Source organism: Candidatus Zixiibacteriota bacterium (assembly GCA_029860345.1).
GTDB lineage: Bacteria > Zixibacteria > MSB-5A5 > GN15 > FEB-12 > JAJRTA01.
Genome location: JAOUBJ010000014.1, coordinates 85,593 through 101,849, shown reverse-complemented (window position 1 = coordinate 101,849; position 16,257 = coordinate 85,593). Strand labels below are relative to the sequence as shown.

The following is a 16,257-nucleotide window of genomic DNA, read 5'->3' as shown; positions in this document are numbered from 1 at the left end:
CATCCTGAGCGCAGTCGAAGGGTGATAAATCACTTCTTCGCGCTTCGCGCGTTACTCATGTCGTCCTGAGCGGAGTCGAAGGGCGATAAATCACTTCTTCGCGCTACGCGCACTACTCATGTCATCCTGAGCGCAGTCGAAGGGTGATAAATCACTTCTTCGCGCTTCGCGCACTACTCATGTCGTCCTGAGCGGAGTCGAAGGGTGATAAATCACTTCTTCGCGCTACGCGCGCTACTCATGTCATCCTGAGCGCAGTCGAAGGGTGAACTTCGACAGTTACTCAGTCTGGGGACCTCGATAATCGTTGGAGGATCAGCCCCTTCGCTGCTTCCAGGGCCAGGCCGCGGTGTGATACCTCGTTCTTCTCGGCTGTTGTCATCTCGGAGAATCGTTTATCGGCGGGCGGGTAGTAAAAAACCGGATCGTAGCCGAACCCTTCATGCCCGATCACATCTTCGGCGATGAACCCCTCGCACGCCCCCTCGCAGGTATCGGTGGTGCCGTCGCCCCAGTCAATCGCAATCACACAGCGGAACCTGGCGCTCCGCTGCTTTTGCGAAACACCATGGAGCTGCTTTAGCAGCTTCTGGTTGTTGTCGTCGTAGGTGACGTTCACCCCGGCGTAGCGCGATGAGTAAACACCCGGCGCACCGTCTAAGGCATCGACTTCGAGTCCGCTGTCATCGGCCAGTGCGGCCTGCCCGGTAAACTTTGCGATACCGTTGGCCTTGAGACGAGCGTTCTCTTCGAGTGTACTGCCGGTTTCTTCGATATCTGGAAAGTCTTGGAAGTCGTCAGCAGTGAGTATCGTCACCGGAAGATCGTTAAGCAACTGCTTGATCTCCCGGACCTTGTCTTGGTTGTTAGTTGCCAGGACTAATTGCACAGGTGAGCCTGCCCATAAATGGGTCTTATGCGTTTCGCGCATCTCTCACATGCATCCACTGTCATTCCCGCTCCCACTCTGTCATTCCCGTCCCCACTCTGTCATTCCCGTCCCCACTCTGTCATTCCCGTCCCCACTCTGTCATTCCCGTCCCCACTCTGTCATTCCCGTCCCCACTCTGTCATTCCCGCGAAGGCGGGAATCCATCCTCGATCTATAGTAAACTGTCGAAACCTGCCTTCGGCAGACCTTCGGTCCAGGGGTTTCGACCTACGAGAACTTGAAAAGCGCGAAGGGTCAAAAAGTGACATGCCACCGCGCCTGCTAATACCCACTGATATCCACCCGCGTGATCTTGTCGATCGGTTCACCGAGGAATTTACCGGCAACATTGCCGAACTTCTCCGGCACGTCACTGACAAAATACTGTCTTGTGCCCGCGGACGCATCTTGTTCATCAGTACGCAGCAGACCCCTGTCGGTGAGGGTGGAAAAAGCAACCCGCGCCGTTTCTTCGCCTGAGTCAATCAACGTCACTTTGTCACCCATGACGTCCGCGATCACTTGTCTCAACAACGGGTAGTGCGTGCAACCGAGCACCAAAGTGTCAATGTCGACATCATGCATCGTTTGCAGGTAGTCACGCGCGATCAGATAGGTAGCATCCTTATCGAGGTATCCTTCTTCGGCCAACGGCACGAACAACGGACAAGCCAGCGAAAAGACTTTGATCTTCGGATCGATCCGATGGATTGTCGAGGCATAAGCGTTGGAACCAATAGTGGCGTTGGTGCCGATGACACCGACCCGACCGTTGGTTGTCCGCGCTACCGCCGCTTGCGCACCCGGTTCGATAACGCCCAGCATACCGACTTCGTGTTCTTTGGCCACTTCACCAAGGGCCACCGACGAAGCTGAGTTGCAGGCGCAGATGATCAGCTTGACATCGTGTTCGATCAGAAAGGCAACATCCTGCAGCGTGAACTGCCTGATGATCTCTTTGGAACGCCCTCCATACGGCGTGCGACCGACATCACCGAAATAGACCACATCTTCGTGCGGCAACAGTTTGTACAATTGGCGGGCAACGGTCAGGCCGCCTACGCCGCTATCGAAAACGCCGATGGGTGCGTTATTACTCGTTGACGATGGGTTTGTCATCCGGCTTTGTCTTTGCTTTTTTGTTCGTACTTGACTTTGAACTTCTTGATTGCCTTGTAAACGGCCTGGGCCACCTGTCGGTGATACTTTTTGCTCTTAAGCGTCTTCTCTTCTTTCTTATTGGAGATAAAACCGGTCTCGATCAGTACCGATGGGGTGAAGACTTTGTTGAGCACGAAAAACCCGGCTTGATCGACGCCGCGCGAGGGGATATTCAAGCTGTTGCGAAACTCCCGGCCGAGCATCAAAGCCAGATCATACGACTCGGCCTGAAACTCGGTCATAATCATCTCGTTGAGGATGCTCAGGATCGGGTTGTCCAGTCCATACTGATCGGATTCTGTTTCCTCTTCGTCGCGGTGTGCATCCAGCGCCGACCGCTCTTTCAGGAAGAAGCTGTTTTCAAACTGAGCCACCGACCGAGCCGAATCGTTCTTGGCCGGCGCCAGAAAGAAGACGTTCCAACCACGCGCCCGCTTTTTCACCGAGGCGTTGGCGTGAATGGAGATGAACAAGTCGGCACCGGCGGAGTTGGCGATGTCGGCCCGTTTATCGAGCGTCACGGTGCGGTCACCATCGCGGGTCATGACGACCTTGAACAGTTTTTCTTTGCGGATCAGTTTGGCCAGTTCGCGCGCTATGTTCAGCACAACGTCCTTCTCCCGAGTCTTACCGGGACCGATGGCGCCGTAGTCGCTGCCGCCATGACCGGCATCGATAACGATAACGTCAACTTTGTCGTCCGGCCCGACAATCGGCGCCGCCGACGAATCAATGACAAAGCCGGCATCGGCGATTGATATCTGAATACGCGGTGGATTGTAGGCCATCTTGTGATGCAACTTATCCGTTCGTACTTTAAGCCTCATCGATACCTGGCCGGAACCGGCGGCCTGATGAGTCGTGAGCTTGTACATGTAGCGAGAGTCTTTGCGTGAGGCCAGTTTCGGCTGGTTGATGCGCCCTTCGGTGATGGATATATTAAGCCAGTTGCCTTCGGTTACATAGACCTCATAGGCCAGTGCTCCGGTGAGCATCAGTTCAACCAACAGTCCGTTGGCTTTGCGCGACACTTCCAGGTCGGTGACGTTGAAATACTCGGAATCCATGCGCAGAAGCCTGAGCTTACTGTCGAACGACAACGACTGTGGAACAGCGCCGTTTAGAAAACTCACAAAGGTCTCGGCCGGGAGGTAGAGACGTCCATCTTTGAGCCGGGCTTCAAAAGTCATGTTGTAGGTGTGATCGTTGAGTTTGAAAAATGGAGAACCCAGCACAAAGTCGAATCGGTTGGCGCCGTCGGTGTAAGTGATCTGATGACCGACTGTCTCCCAGTCGAGCGTGCCGCCAAGTATCTCAGCCAACTCTGAAAAAGATAGATAGGTGATGCGGTCCTGGTGATAGGCTGAGATGTCCTGTTTGCCGCCGGCAAAAACAACTTCCACCGTCTCGGCGGCGTATGAGTCGGCCGAAAGAGCCGGCAGCATGAGCAGGCAGATGACCCTTAGGTAACGACGGAACATCAAAAATCCTTTTTGAGGGCCTGGCTGATTTTTCTGTTCGCCTCAGCCTCGCTGATGACCTGGCGCTTGTCATATTTCTTACGCCCGGTGGCCAGGGCCAGTTCAACTTTTGCCAGATTTCCTTTGAAGTAAATGGACAAGGGGATCAGGGTATGTCCTTTCTGTTCGGTCTGGACAAACAGTTTGCGGATTTCCCTTTTGTGCAACAACAGCCGCCTTGGCCTGAGCGGATCGTAGCTGGTATCAGTGGCCATCTTGTACGGCGAAATGTGCAGGTTCTTCAGGTAGACCTGACCGCTCTCAACAACGGCGTATGAGTCCGAGAGGTTGATCTTGCCTTCCCTCAAGGACTTCACCTCGGCGCCGTGCAACTCAAGGCCGGCTTCCAAACTACTGAGTATCTGGTAGTCACGCCTGGCCCTGCGATTTCTGGCTATATAGCGGATCTGATCGACATCTTTCATTAAGGCCAGAATAGGCGAATGGATGCCCATTTGCAATTAAAATCGGAATGGACGTGTCTCGATGCGCCCACTCGGGTGTATCAGCCACTCCTCAAGATCGTTCCGGGAACGCCGACAGTACTACTGAAAGAGCATTGAGCGGGGCAAAGGCAAAGCGGGCGGTGCCTGTATACGAGAGGGAGGCTTCATGACCAACACTGAACCCAACATAAATGGAACGATTCTGGTAGTCGACGACGAAGAGGTAATTGTAAGTCTTCTCAGTAGTATCTTGGAACGTGAGGGTTATCAGGTGCACTGCGGTAGGTCGGGTCGAGAAGGGGTGGAAATCGCAATGAAAACACATCCCGACCTGATCATAATGGACATACTCATGCCTGATCTGGATGGCTACGGCGCCACCAGATTGATCAAACAGAACCCAACTATGCAAAATGTACCGGTGATATTCCTGACCGGTCGCTCGGCTGAAGAAGATGGAGGGAAAGCATTTGCCAACGGGGCCACCACGTTTGTCCGGAAACCGTTCAAACGGAGGCAGATAACGGACCTGGTCAAGCTAACCATGATGTCCGCGACAGCCTAATCTTCCTCAAGGGTTAAGAATTCGCGCCTATCAACCGACATATTCATAACAAGAAGGATAAAAGCCTGACCTTAGGTGGGTTTGACTAAAAGGAATAATCGGTTGTCTCAGAAGGTCAAAATCAATACCGCCCGCGTTCTGGTTATCGATGATGAACCGGAAATCACCGAAATCGTTGAGACGTTTCTTATGGAGTCAGGCTACCAGGTGGCCGTCGAGAATTCTCCGAACGATGCCGTACAAAAGGCGCGCGCTTTCAAGCCCGATGTGATTCTTCTGGACATTATGATGCCCGGAGTTGACGGCTACGATATTTGCCAACAGCTCAAGGGCGAACCTCAGTTTGCCGACACCCCGATCATTTTTCTAACAGGCAAGGATCGTTCCGACGATATGGGCAGGTCATTCCGCTCAGGTGGTGATATGTTCATTAAGAAACCGTTCTCTTGTGAAAGACTCCTGGAAATCGTCAATATCGTTTTAGTCTCAACCGGGAAACATTGAGGCGGGCGCTTTTTTTTGTTGACGATTATAGTGCAGCGCACTATAATAGGGTAGGAGTAAACCATGAGAGTCATCAAACGATACAGTAATCGTCGTCTATACGATACCAGTGAAAGTCGCACCCTCACTCAGATGGATCTGGCTAATCTGGTGCGAAGTGGTATCGACCTGAAAGTGGTGGATACTTCTTCCGGACGAGACATTACTATGGCGGTGCTGGGTCGTATAATTATCAGCGAGGCCCCGCGGTGGTCGGACAAGCAGCAGACGAAGGAACTGTTTTCAAAAATAATCATGATTGGAGGAGAGAAGTCCATGTCTATTCTCAAAAACACAATTCTGGCCTCGATCGGTGCCATTCATGTCACCAGAGCCAAAGCCGAAAAAATCATCGATGATCTCATCAAGAAGGGCGAGCTTGATAAGTCCAGCCGCAAACAGGCGGTGATGGAACTCTTGGAAAAAGCTGAGTCATCGACCTCCAAGCTCAAGGATCGGGTGGCCAAGGAAGCTGGACGGGCGCAGCATGAAGTGACCAGTCTGGTCAAGAGGTTGAATTTGGCAAAACAGTCGGACATGAAAAAAGTCGAGGCCAAGGTCGACAAATTGGCCAAACAGATGCGGCTGTTGCAGAAAAAGCTCGACAGCCTGGGGTGACACGGTCAAGCCGTGTTTTTGCGGCTTCGCCAGCCCTTCACTTCATGCCGCAGTCACCCAACCTCATGCTATGCGGAGTCGAAGCATGAACACTACGGGCGGCAAGTAGAAGCTACTATTGATCCCACCCGACGCAAAGCCTCTGGGTGGGGTACCGTGTGTAGGGCGGGTCCGTCTTCACCTGCGCGCCGCGGCGTGAACCCGCCAATGCCCGGAAGCAGCTTCGTAGGGCAGCCCGCCGCGGCGGACTGTAATCCTGCCGGCTGGGTAGAGCTGCTCACTGATCGCTTAGAAGCTGCTCCAACCCATCTTCGTCGATAGTCGCAATTCCCAGCTTGCGAGCCTTGGCCAGTTTTGACCCGGCATCGACTCCGAATAGCAGGAAGTTCGTGCTCGATGATACCGTGGCACTTACCTTGCCACCGTTCTGGACTATAAGGTTTTTGTAGAAACCGCGCGGTTTGGTTAGCTTGCCGGTTATTACAAACGTCTGTCCAGCCAAAGGTCCTTGTTGACTTCGGGTCTGCCAGGTCGGGAACTCAACACCGCCCTCGCGCATCCGATCAATCATTCGAACATTAGTTGGATTCGAAAAAAACTCACCAATGTCAGCGGCGATAGTCGGACCGATACCCCCGACACTTTCCAACTGTTCGACCGTAGTTGTCTGCAATCGTTGGAAGGACTCATACTGTGCGGCCAGGCTGGCGGCAGCCGCCTCACCCACGCCTGAGATACCCAATGCATAGATCAGGCGTGGAAGGGATGTTCTCCGAGCGCGGTCAATGGCCGTGAGCAAGTTCTCAGCTTTCTTGTCGGCCATCAGCTCAAGTGGAAGAAGCTGCTCTTTGGTCAGGAAGAACAAATCCGCCGGATTGGACACCAGTTTCTCGGCGATCAATTGACGGGCCAGTTTCCCACCCAGACCTTCGATGTCGAAGCCGGACTTGGAGGCAAAGTGAAACAGCCGCCCCTCGAGTTGATCCGGGCAGGATGTGTTCAAGCAACGCCAGGCCGCTTCACCCTCGGAGCGACTGATCGACTGGTTGCATGAGGGGCACACGGTGGGGAACTTCACGGCCTCGGTCCCTTGCGGACGCCTGGTTTTATCGACCTCCACAACTTCCGGGATAACATCGCCTGCCCTTCGGATTGTTACCGTGTCGCCGACGCGTACATCGAGGGCAGTGAGTTCATCTTCGTTGTGCAAAGATGCATGGGTGACCATGACCCCTGAGACTCTTACCGCTATCAGTGTTGCCACTGGCGTCACCACACCGGTGCGGCCGACCGAAAACTCGATGTCCTCCACCACAGTCTGCGCTGTTTCGGCGGCGAACTTCCAGGCCACCGCCCATCGGGGAGCGCGTGAAATCTGTCCCAGGATTTCCTGGTCGGCAAAACTGTCGACTTTGACAACCATGCCGTCGATCTCGTAGTCCAATTGGTCGCGTGCCGCTGCGAGCATATTGAAAGCCTGAGTAACTTTGTGAGTCCCTGTGGCGGGCTTGATCTGATCGTTGATCAGGAAACCCTCTTTATACAGAAGGTCCATAACGGCGTGCTGTTTATCGAGCGACTTCAGGTTGGTGTCGGAGATACCGTAGGCGTAAAACAATAGCGGCCTGGATGCGGTGATCTTTGAGTCAAGCTGTCTCAGCGATCCGGCTGCAGCATTGCGAGGATTGGCCAGGACGGGTTGATCGTTTGTCGACAGGGTGTCGTTAAGGTGCTCGAATTCCGATTTTCGCATGATGACTTCACCACGCACTTCCAGTCTCGGATACCGTTCAGCCGACTCACTGGACAGCCTCAGCGGGATGGTTGGCAGGGTCCTCAGGTTGGGTGTGATGTTTTCGCCGCTCCTGCCGTCGCCACGAGTGGAACCCAGTACGAACAGCCCGTTTTCATAGACCAATTCGACGGCCAGACCGTCAAGTTTCGGTTCCACGATGTACTCGATCTCACCGTCCGTTTCCAGACCGTCGCGCACTCGGCGATCAAACTCCTCAAACTCTTCAGCCGTGGTCACTTTCTGCAGCGACAGCATCTGCACGCGGTGTTCCGCCTGAGCAAACTTCTCCGAGGGAGAGGCGCCAATCCTCTGGCTGGGGGAATCGGGTGTGACGAGGTCGGGATGGGCTTCTTCGATTTCAAGGATGCGGTCAAATAGTCGGTCATACTCTGCGTCACTGATGGTCGGGTTGTCTTCGATGTAGTAAAGACGGTCGTGCTTCTGGACGGATTGGCGCAGTCGATCGAGTTCCTGGATAGTTTTCTTGTCTGGTCCCGGCATGATGTCAATAAAGAGGCAGATGCCTTAGCAGTCAACAACTTGGTTGGTGGCAAGCCACCCTTTCGCGCTTCGCGCCTGTTCCTTGTCCAGTAGACAAAACCAAGCGTGACGAGTACAACCTGTCGCGTAGAAACCGGGAGAAGCAACGTTAGGAGTCGACTTGTTTTTTAGATTGTAGACGGCGGGGTCATCCAAGACCACCCAAATCAACCTCAAGATGCCGCCTCACGGCGACAGCGTTTGCGAAAAGATGCAATCGCACGGCCGGCCAGATCGTCCTCGATATCGTTGATCCAGATGGCGGCCAGACGATCCGAAGCGTCCAGCTGTGCGATAACATCCCGGGTCAGGTAGAAGTTTCGCAGGGGCAACCGGCTGGAGAACTGAACATGTAGAAGCGATCGCGAGTGATTGGTGGACAGCCGTGGTTCCCGGATGGTGTCGCGAAAATCAAGCCAGCGAAGATCGGCCACTTCGGCCGCCTGGGGAAACTGTAAATCATCGGAGACTTCCCAGTGTCGGCGCGGTTGTGTCACTTCGATAAAGATCAAACGGGCCTGCCGGTCGAGTTCGAGCTGAACCGACTGGCTCTCCAGATAGGAAAAAAACCGGTACCGAGGATCGAACATACCAATCTGCACATAAAGCGCATCCTCTTCCAGTTGGTAAAAACCCCGACCGGGCACAATTGGCTCGGTCGGGGTGGAGATTCTCAGTCTGGTGGTTGCAAGTGTCACGACATTACAGTTCTTTCAGGCGGTCGCCCGCTTGCTCGGCCGACAGGGTGCCTGAGTAGTCATCCACCAGTTGCTGGTAGACGGTCTTGGCTTGATCCGTGTGTCCAAGTTCTTCATGTGAGCGAGCAAGTTTGTACAAAGCTCGGTCGATATTGGGTGAGCTTTTGTGGTCTTTGGCCAGTAGTTCAAACTCCACGATTGCTTCGGCGAATTTATCCAGCATATAGTAGCTCTCGCCGATCCAGTAGTGTGCGTTTGGCACGTTGTCGTGCTGTGGGCAGTTCTCCAGGAAATCGCGAAACCCGCTGATCGCTTTGTCATACTCAAGTTGCCGAACAAGAATAAACGCATCATCGTAGGTCTTGCTGCAATCAATTCGCGGGGGTGTATCCGTTATCGGTGGCTCCACAGATCCTCTGAGTGAATCGTATACGATTATTTTATCCTGGCAGCATTCATTCAACCTGACCATAAGATCGTTATAGTTCTCAAGCAGGCGTGCGATCTGGGTGTGCAATTCGCTGATCGAGGTCCGCATCTCCGCTCGCAGGCGGCTGTCTGCTTCGGCGCCTGTTGCGATGATTGAGTCCATACGGGCAACCGCCGCCCGCGTCTTGGCGTTGTCGGTTTTCAGCGCGCGCGTGTCCACCAGAATATCCTGGGCCTGACGATGAGTGGCACAGCCACCCAGCCAGCAACCGATACACATAACCGCCATCGTGAGGATGGCGGTTATGATGTTTTTTGAGCGTCCAATCATGTCGCTGTTCTACTGCGATATAATGCGGAACTCGCAGCGCCTGTTCTTCTGGTAGGCCGCCTCGGTAGTCCCCGAATCGGCCAGCCGTTCTTTGCCGTAGCTAACAGTGGACAGTCTGTTGGCCGGGACGCCGCGCCCGATGAGATAATCCATAGCGGACTGCGCACGTTTGGCGCCCAGCGATTGGTTATACTCAACCGTGCCGCGCTGATCGCAATGACCTTCGATCTTGATTATGGCGTCGGTGAATTCCATCATAAGGTCAAAGTTCACATCCAGAGCCGACTTGGCGTCGCCGCGCAGGTCGGACTTGTCGTAGTCGAAGTAGGCCGTCTGAAGCTGTGACTCTTTAAGAGTCGGCGGCGGCGGCGGCGGTGGTGGTGGCGGTGGTGGCGGCGTGGTGTCCGGCGGCGGCGTGGTGTCTATCACCGGCGGCGGTTCGATTACTTCCTTGGGCGGACAGACACCACCCATGGCAAATAGAACGGCCATGCCCAACAGTGTAACCAGTGCAAATCTCTTCATCTCAACATTCCCTCGCTTTATACAAACATTCTTCTACATTCGTACCAAGTTTGCGAAATCTATATCGCCACTCTGAGGCGGTCAATAAAAAAACAGGATTTTTTCGACAGATACGTCCTTTTTGCGCGATTCCAGCGGCCTGAATCCCGTCACTGAGCCAACTTTCCTTCGGCAAAACGGACCACCTTTCCGCCGACCCGAATGTCGATACCTTTCGTCGTCTTTTCAGCCATCAGATGCAGCACCGAGGGCCGACCGATTTGAAGACCCTGCTCGGTGCGGATATCGATAGTGTCTGACTCGAAATACCCTTCCTTAACCAGATATCCGGCCAGGCAACCGTTGGCGCTGCCCGTGGCCGGGTCTTCGGGGACCCCGAAATAGTCGGCGAACATGCGGACATTCAGCTGCAGGTTTGCGTTGTATGTCTCGGGGCAGAAAGTCAATATGGCTTTGGCCGTAAGGTTCTCGATTAGCTCATAGTACTTGGGCAGGTCTATCGTGACTCGTTTCTGAGCGTCAAGAGTACGAAGCGGCACGATCAAGTCGTACATCCCGGTGGAGGCCTCAAGACAAGGAAAGCGCTCATCGACATCGCTCGGGTCTATCTGAAGCATGGCGGCGACTTCTGCCGGTTCGACTTGCTTGCCGAACTCAGGTTGGAGCTGTTTCATGACCAACTCCCGGACCTCTCCGTCGCGATAACTGAACTCCACCGGGATCGGTCCGGCCTTGAGGTTAAGCGTGACCCTTTCCACCTCTTGTGAGATGATTTCCTGCTGTATTATGTAGGCAGTGCCCAGTGTCGGGTGTCCCGCGAAGGGGAGCTCTTGCGCTGGAGTGAAGATGCGAACATCATATCCACCGTCTCGCTCGGTTTCAGACAGAATGAAAGTAGTTTCTGAGAAATTGAACTCGCGGGCGATCTTCTGCATCTCGTCATCGGCGTACTTGTGCCCATCGCGAACCACGGCTAGTTGGTTACCAGAGTACTTCTGCTCGGCAAATACATCGAGGATGTAGTATTTCGACATTATGGTTTCTCCTCAAGTATGCAGTCGAGGCATGTGCCCTCTCATCAACATTTCATCTTTCGACTGCCTTAGGTGAGACAAGGGATGACCACACTTCACACCCTCACCTCTAATTCGGCAAAGGTCCCCAGACAGGATTCGAGCATCCTTTATATCGAGTCAATCGGCGTTGGTTACGGCCGGTGATGTCCATCGTGAAAATGTCCCGGGGACCCAGGCGCGTAGACGAAAAGACAATATGTTTTCCGTCGGGCGAGAAGTGAGGGTTCTCATTCATGCCCACTTCGGTCATCAGGCGGTAGTTCGTACCAGATGTATCTATCGACGCCAGGTCGAATCGTCCCGACCGCGTCCGAGACACAAAAGTGATACGATCACCGCGTTCGGCCCAGATGGGGGAGTCGTTGTAGCCTGTTTGAAAAGTAAGCCTTCGGACATTCAGGCCATCGGAGTCCATCAGGTATATCTGCGGAGCGCCGGAGCGGTCCGATGAAAATGCGATCATACGACCATCGGGCGACCAGGTGGGGGATGTGTCTATCGACCAGTGGCGAGTAAGACGCTTGATAATCTTACCGTTCAGGTCGAGCACGTAAATTTCGGAGTTGCCGTCTTTGGTGAGTACGCAGGCGATTTTGTTTCCGTCGGGGGAAACTGCCGGTGCCGTCACAAGGCCGGGGAAAGAGGCTATCTTGGTGACTTGGAGATTGCCAAGATTAATTCGATACAAGTGCGGGTCGCCATCGAGGTAGCTGCAATAGTACAGTGCGTCGCCCCTCGGTGTGAAAACAGGCGAGAGGTTGATCGAGCCATTGTCCGTCAACTGCTTTTCGTTGGCGCCGTCGTAGTCGGATATAAACAACTCTTTGGAATTCCCGTTCTTCTTAACATAGGCCATCCGGGTCAAAAAGATACCTGGATCGCCGGTCATTTGTGTCACTATATCGTTGGCTACTTCATGTCCCAGCGTGCGCCACTCATCCTTGCGGCGATCAACGGTGCCACGTATTATCTGACGTTTCAGCCTGGCGTCGAAAAGTTTCCATCGCACGCGCATCATGCCGCCGGGGAACTCGGCTTCGAGTTTCACCACATAATCGGCTCCCAAACGCTGCCAACCGAACAGGTCGAGTTCGACGATCTCATAGAGTTCTATATAGAAAGGGTCTACCTCGATCAGCTCGAAATCAAGGTAGAAATCAAGATCACGCTGCACGATTCGAGTCGCGTACTCCATCAACGTCGTATCACTCTTGGATATGTACTCCGTGCCGACGTACACCATCTGGTCGACCCCTATGGGAGTGGCATGCACATCGCCCTTGACAATGGTATCGAAGAGGATTTCTCTGACTTTGTTTTCCTGTGCCTGACCGGTGAGAGACAGACATGTGACAAATGCAAAAGCGAGAAAGATTCGTTTCATTTTACCTGCTTGGATCATACTTAAAGGGAAGAGTTATACCGATAATCTCATCAGCAAACTGACGAGGCAGCGGTGGGAAGGGGTTGGCGCGGTCGACAGCGGCCAGACAGGCGGCATCGAATGGCGCGATCCCCGAAGAGGTCTCTATGCGTTTGACGATAACGCGACCGGACTTGATGACTTCAAAATAGATCGCACAGACGATCACACCATCCGATGCCACCGGGTTGCGCCAATTGCGCAGGATTTTGTTGAAGGTCTGAGTGAACCAGTATGGATAGTCGAAGTTGGCGTTGCTGATGGTGGCGCCGGCAAAGACAGTACCCTTGCCGGTAACGGTGGAATGTATCTCGGCAGGACCTTCAGCGACCGCCGGCTCGTTGGCCGCTGTTACGTCTGCGGGCGGCGGCTGAACCACCGTCTGGTCCTCAGGTGGCGGCTCCTCTTTGGTCTCTGTCTCCTCGGGTTGGGATTCCTCGTCGATTATGACTTCTTCGTCGTCCGTTACCGGTTCACTGATAGGTATCTCCTCAGGTTCATCTTCCACTGTTTTGGGCGTTGCAACCGTGACCGGGTCCGGGGGTGGTTCCTCCTGGACTTCGATCCCGCCCGGCGGGGCTTCAAAGAGCAAGTCTACCGAGATAACTTCGCGATCATCGAACTGGCTCTCGCTCTCGAACGGTGACGCCAGCAGCGTAAAAGCCACGATACCCACGTGTAAAGCAACTGAAAGCAGAAGGTCCCGAGCCATACTGCTACCGTCCTCGCCGACCGGCTTCCTTATGGGCGGTTACCAACCCGATTGAATGGATACCCATCCCCTTGAGACGACCGATCACTTCAATGGCTGTTCCATACGGAACGGCCGAGTCACCTCGAATAAAAACCGAGGAGGTACTTTCGTCCTCCATCGCTCGTTCGACCACTTCTTCCAGGTCCCCCGGTGAGGCCCAGCGGTCGTTGACGAAAACGCCGCCGAGGCTGTCGATGGTAATGACAACACCCTGGGTTTCCTTTTCTATGGCCGCAGTTTTCGTTTTCGGCAAATTGATCTCAATCCCTGACTGCAACAGCGGAGCCGAAATCATGAAAATTATCAACAGCACCAACACGACATCGACCAGATTGGCGATGTTGATTTCGGCTACCGCGCCGTAGGTGCGTTGGCGACGTCGCATCAGGGTTCCTCCTTGCGAGCGCGTACCATGAAGGCCAGGATGAAACTATCGGCGTACTTGTTCTGGAATTTGATCCTATTATTGGCCCAGTTGTAGGCAATCACAGCCGGGATAGCCGCTCCCAATCCTACGATAGTGGCCAGAAGGGCTTCGGCAATTCCGGGCGCCACCACCGCAAGCGAAGCCGAGCCGATCTCGCCGATGGACCAAAACGAATCCATGATACCGACCACCGTTCCCAACAAACCCATAAACGGCGCAGCGCTGGCCGTGGTGGCCAGAAAAATCACTCGCTGTTCGAGCACACCGATCTCCTCGTTGAGAGTCTTCTCCATAGCCATCTCAATCACATCAAAGTCTTCGGTGGCCAGCGGCTGCCGGCTCGCCTGCAACTGACCTCCCTGATTCCTGGCTTGCCTCAGTTCGTCCAGTTCTCTGTATCCGGTCATGAAAATGCTCGATAGGGGAGAAAGACTATGAGCTTTGGCCTGCCCGATAGAATCGGCCAGCTTCGAGGACCGATCAAACGAGCGCAGAAAGCCCAAACCTGCTTTTTCGACAACGCGAAACTGGCGCCATTTGTTAATGATAATCAGCCACGACACCAACGACATGAATGTCAGACAGATGAGTACGAAAATACCAAAGGCGGAGGTCTCGCCGATTATCTGCCAGACCGAACCGGAAAAGAAACCAATTGAGATAACAGTTTTCATATCAGTTTTACGCTCAACCTTTCGAAAAGTTTATTCTCCACCGGTTCCGTTTGACAGAGCCGGCAAAACCACTGAATCGCCCGCCAAAGGCGGACTTTCCAGCATGTCTGTCAATAAAATCGGACCGTGGGACTTTAACAATATTAAAATCTCCAATCATAAAACTTGACCCCGGGTTGGACATGCACTTCTATCAACGACTGTAGGGTAAGAACGTGTTTCGAGTGCGACCTGCCGGTTATTGCCTATGCCAGGAAGTGACCGCGGATCAAAACCGGGATACATGACAATGCGGCCGTGTGTTCGAAGGAATGACTGTGCGGTCCAGGCGCACTTCTGAGCTTTTGAAGTGCGGGACTCAGAAGGAGTGATGTATGAGGAAAGTGTTGGCAATCATGATGGCCTTATTGGTGGCCCTGTGCTTTATCTACGGATGCGGCAAGAAGGACACGCAAGAAGGCGACGACAAAGTACCGGCGGATACAAAGCAGGCTGAAATGGCCGATTCCACGGCCATGGATTCGGCGGTTTGGGATGAAGGCGCTATGGACACCACGGCCGGTGGCCACGATTCCATGTAGTCTCAGGTCGAATAATAAGCAGAAAAAAACCTCCCGGAACTCCGGGAGGTTTGTTATTTGAGGCTGGCGCCGCTGTCCGCGCTTAGCTTTCGATCATCTCAACATTGGCCCGTGGTATGATGGCCCGTTGCCCATCCTCGAATTCGACTTCGAGAATGCGAGCCTTCGACTCAGACTCAAGTACCTGAAGCGGTGATGGCAAGTCGGTCACTTTACCCAAGCGTCCGAAATACGGATGCCGGATAACACGCACCGGTGAGTCGATACCCAGTCCCTGGATCTCCGAATCCTGTGTGGCCGCACTCTTTGAGGAGGGAGTCTCGGTGGGGATAACCACTTCCGGCCGGATCACGCCCGCTCGGATTTGGGTAGCGCCGTTCATGCAAGCCATCTGGCCTTCGTGTGACCTGAGCAGATCGAAGGTTTTTTGGGCCATACTGATCTGGCCAAATCCCTCGCTGACCACCAATGTGATGCCGATATCTTCCGACCCGGTGATGGCCACACCGATGTCGTAGCCCAGGAAATCGCGTAAATCCTTGTCATCGAAACCACCCACGACTATACCGCGAATACCCATCTTGATAGCCTTCTTCAGCGCATCGGCGGTCACCAGAGAGCCACCGATCACGACTTTATCGGCCATATCTTCTCGGATCAGATCGTCCGACAAAACCGTGGAATTATCCGGTGTCGCAATCTTGATTTCGCCGTAGGTCTCGCCACCGATGCCGAAGATGCCCTGCATGAATGAGCCGTAACAACTGACTTCGACTCCTTCGTTGGGAAACACCTCGGTAACTTCACCGCGAAGATAAGCCTTGACCTCGACCGGAATGGGATGGCCGCGCTGCAATACCTGACCGGTCACTTTGGATACCGATTCCAGGGAGCCGCCTATCGTTGCCGTGGCTGAACTGTTGAAGTATCTTATGAACGATTTCTTGAGCGCGATCTCCTCACCCTCGTTGATCGGGTCACCAACCTTCTTCCGCATTACCAACTCGATGTCTTCCGGCGGGATACCGAGCTTGTTGGCGATGTTCAACGGCACCACGTTACCGGGCAGGTGGGTGCGGGCGACCACGTCGTCGGGTACCACTTGATCGCCGACTTTCACCGTCACCTCACCCTTGAGAGGGAGGATGCGTTGCTTTTTGACCAAGTGCTTTTCGGTAACTTTCAATCCGGGCGTGTATGCGTGAGCCATGCCTGTATAT

Annotated in this window: 18 protein-coding genes; 4 read left to right on the top strand and 14 right to left on the bottom strand. The window is 53.9% G+C overall.

Annotation, left to right across the window (positions count from 1 at the left end; all coding sequences use genetic code 11):
• Positions 1-283: 283 nt before the first annotated feature.
• The 4 genes from OEV49_13960 to smpB all read right to left on the bottom strand — a co-directional run bounded on the left by OEV49_13960 (position 284) and on the right by smpB (position 4,037).
• Positions 284-889, bottom strand: a complete 606-nt coding sequence (locus tag OEV49_13960) for an XTP/dITP diphosphatase (protein MDH3892179.1) — start codon at positions 887-889, stop codon at positions 284-286.
• A 324-nt stretch (positions 890-1,213) separates the two neighbouring features.
• A complete protein-coding gene (murI, locus tag OEV49_13955; GenBank protein ID MDH3892178.1) occupies positions 1,214-2,050 on the bottom strand; it encodes a glutamate racemase in 837 nt (278 codons plus the stop codon).
• Complete coding sequence (locus OEV49_13950; protein ID MDH3892177.1) at positions 2,047-3,573, bottom strand: N-acetylmuramoyl-L-alanine amidase; 1,527 nt, start codon at positions 3,571-3,573, stop codon at positions 2,047-2,049. The genes murI and OEV49_13950 overlap by 4 nt, the downstream gene beginning before the upstream one ends.
• The gene (gene smpB / locus OEV49_13945) at positions 3,573-4,037 is read right to left on the bottom strand and encodes an SsrA-binding protein SmpB (GenBank protein ID MDH3892176.1); all 465 of its coding nucleotides are present in this window, start codon (positions 4,035-4,037) and stop codon (positions 3,573-3,575) included. The genes OEV49_13950 and smpB overlap by 1 nt, the downstream gene beginning before the upstream one ends.
• A 187-nt stretch (positions 4,038-4,224) precedes the next feature.
• Here smpB and OEV49_13940 point away from each other — a divergent pair, with 187 nt between their 5' ends.
• The 3 genes from OEV49_13940 (at position 4,225) to OEV49_13930 (ending at position 5,784) form a co-directional block, all read left to right on the top strand.
• On the top strand, positions 4,225-4,623 hold the full coding sequence (locus tag OEV49_13940; GenBank protein ID MDH3892175.1) for a response regulator: 399 nt from the start codon (positions 4,225-4,227) through the stop codon (positions 4,621-4,623).
• Between the two features lie 81 nt (positions 4,624-4,704).
• The gene (locus OEV49_13935; GenBank protein ID MDH3892174.1) at positions 4,705-5,127 is read left to right on the top strand and encodes a response regulator; all 423 of its coding nucleotides are present in this window, start codon (positions 4,705-4,707) and stop codon (positions 5,125-5,127) included.
• Positions 5,128-5,190: 63 nt separating this feature from the next.
• Positions 5,191-5,784, top strand: a complete 594-nt coding sequence (locus OEV49_13930; protein ID MDH3892173.1) for a phasin family protein — start codon at positions 5,191-5,193, stop codon at positions 5,782-5,784.
• 277 nt (positions 5,785-6,061) lie between these two features.
• On the opposite strand, the gene ligA is transcribed toward OEV49_13930, so the two are convergent.
• The 9 genes from ligA to OEV49_13885 form a co-directional block, all read right to left on the bottom strand.
• Entirely contained in the window at positions 6,062-8,080 is a 2,019-nt protein-coding gene (gene ligA / locus OEV49_13925; GenBank protein MDH3892172.1) for an NAD-dependent DNA ligase LigA, read from the bottom strand.
• A gap of 212 nt (positions 8,081-8,292) precedes the next feature.
• Positions 8,293-8,817, bottom strand: coding sequence for a hypothetical protein (locus OEV49_13920; GenBank protein ID MDH3892171.1), 525 nt, complete (start codon positions 8,815-8,817; stop codon positions 8,293-8,295).
• Between the two features lie 4 nt (positions 8,818-8,821).
• Positions 8,822-9,577 carry a tol-pal system protein YbgF gene (ybgF, locus tag OEV49_13915; protein MDH3892170.1) on the bottom strand — a complete coding sequence of 252 codons (756 nt, stop codon included), beginning with the start codon at positions 9,575-9,577 and terminating at the stop codon, positions 8,822-8,824.
• A 9-nt stretch (positions 9,578-9,586) separates the two neighbouring features.
• A complete protein-coding gene (locus tag OEV49_13910; GenBank protein ID MDH3892169.1) occupies positions 9,587-10,102 on the bottom strand; it encodes an OmpA family protein in 516 nt (171 codons plus the stop codon).
• A 149-nt stretch (positions 10,103-10,251) separates the two neighbouring features.
• Entirely contained in the window at positions 10,252-11,136 is an 885-nt protein-coding gene (locus tag OEV49_13905) for a PhzF family phenazine biosynthesis protein (protein ID MDH3892168.1), read from the bottom strand.
• 109 nt (positions 11,137-11,245) lie between these two features.
• Entirely contained in the window at positions 11,246-12,562 is a 1,317-nt protein-coding gene (gene tolB, locus OEV49_13900) for a Tol-Pal system beta propeller repeat protein TolB (GenBank protein ID MDH3892167.1), read from the bottom strand.
• Position 12,563: 1 nt separating this feature from the next.
• Positions 12,564-13,313, bottom strand: a complete 750-nt coding sequence (locus OEV49_13895; GenBank protein ID MDH3892166.1) for a TonB family protein — start codon at positions 13,311-13,313, stop codon at positions 12,564-12,566.
• A gap of 4 nt (positions 13,314-13,317) precedes the next feature.
• Positions 13,318-13,740: a biopolymer transporter ExbD gene (locus OEV49_13890; GenBank protein ID MDH3892165.1), complete on the bottom strand. Its 423-nt coding sequence runs from the start codon at positions 13,738-13,740 to the stop codon at positions 13,318-13,320.
• The gene (locus tag OEV49_13885) at positions 13,740-14,456 is read right to left on the bottom strand and encodes a MotA/TolQ/ExbB proton channel family protein (GenBank protein MDH3892164.1); all 717 of its coding nucleotides are present in this window, start codon (positions 14,454-14,456) and stop codon (positions 13,740-13,742) included. The genes OEV49_13890 and OEV49_13885 overlap by 1 nt, the downstream gene beginning before the upstream one ends.
• A 374-nt stretch (positions 14,457-14,830) precedes the next feature.
• Here OEV49_13885 and OEV49_13880 point away from each other — a divergent pair, with 374 nt between their 5' ends.
• Entirely contained in the window at positions 14,831-15,037 is a 207-nt protein-coding gene (locus OEV49_13880; protein ID MDH3892163.1) for a hypothetical protein, read from the top strand.
• Positions 15,038-15,119: 82 nt separating this feature from the next.
• Here the strand turns inward: OEV49_13880 and OEV49_13875 are convergent, their stop codons facing one another.
• The gene (locus tag OEV49_13875; GenBank protein ID MDH3892162.1) at positions 15,120-16,247 is read right to left on the bottom strand and encodes a hypothetical protein; all 1,128 of its coding nucleotides are present in this window, start codon (positions 16,245-16,247) and stop codon (positions 15,120-15,122) included.
• Positions 16,248-16,257: the final 10 nt, after the last annotated feature.

Excerpts from the sequence above, each read along its gene's own strand:
- ligA (MDH3892172.1), bottom strand. The coding sequence starts at position 8,080 with ATGCCGGGACCAGACAAGAAAACTATCCAGGAACTCGATCGACTGCGC.
- OEV49_13910 (MDH3892169.1), bottom strand. The coding sequence starts at position 10,102 with ATGAAGAGATTTGCACTGGTTACACTGTTGGGCATGGCCGTTCTATTT.
- smpB (MDH3892176.1), bottom strand. The coding sequence starts at position 4,037 with ATGAAAGATGTCGATCAGATCCGCTATATAGCCAGAAATCGCAGGGCC.
- murI (MDH3892178.1), bottom strand. The coding sequence starts at position 2,050 with ATGACAAACCCATCGTCAACGAGTAATAACGCACCCATCGGCGTTTTC.
- OEV49_13950 (MDH3892177.1), bottom strand. The coding sequence starts at position 3,573 with ATGTTCCGTCGTTACCTAAGGGTCATCTGCCTGCTCATGCTGCCGGCT.
- OEV49_13940 (MDH3892175.1), top strand. The coding sequence starts at position 4,225 with ATGACCAACACTGAACCCAACATAAATGGAACGATTCTGGTAGTCGAC.
- tolB (MDH3892167.1), bottom strand. The coding sequence starts at position 12,562 with ATGAAACGAATCTTTCTCGCTTTTGCATTTGTCACATGTCTGTCTCTC.
- OEV49_13890 (MDH3892165.1), bottom strand. The coding sequence starts at position 13,740 with ATGCGACGTCGCCAACGCACCTACGGCGCGGTAGCCGAAATCAACATC.
- OEV49_13930 (MDH3892173.1), top strand. The coding sequence starts at position 5,191 with ATGAGAGTCATCAAACGATACAGTAATCGTCGTCTATACGATACCAGT.
- OEV49_13895 (MDH3892166.1), bottom strand. The coding sequence starts at position 13,313 with ATGGCTCGGGACCTTCTGCTTTCAGTTGCTTTACACGTGGGTATCGTG.
- ybgF (MDH3892170.1), bottom strand. The coding sequence starts at position 9,577 with ATGATTGGACGCTCAAAAAACATCATAACCGCCATCCTCACGATGGCG.
- OEV49_13875 (MDH3892162.1), bottom strand. The coding sequence starts at position 16,247 with ATGGCTCACGCATACACGCCCGGATTGAAAGTTACCGAAAAGCACTTG.
- OEV49_13880 (MDH3892163.1), top strand. The coding sequence starts at position 14,831 with ATGAGGAAAGTGTTGGCAATCATGATGGCCTTATTGGTGGCCCTGTGC.
- OEV49_13905 (MDH3892168.1), bottom strand. The coding sequence starts at position 11,136 with ATGTCGAAATACTACATCCTCGATGTATTTGCCGAGCAGAAGTACTCT.
- OEV49_13885 (MDH3892164.1), bottom strand. The coding sequence starts at position 14,456 with ATGAAAACTGTTATCTCAATTGGTTTCTTTTCCGGTTCGGTCTGGCAG.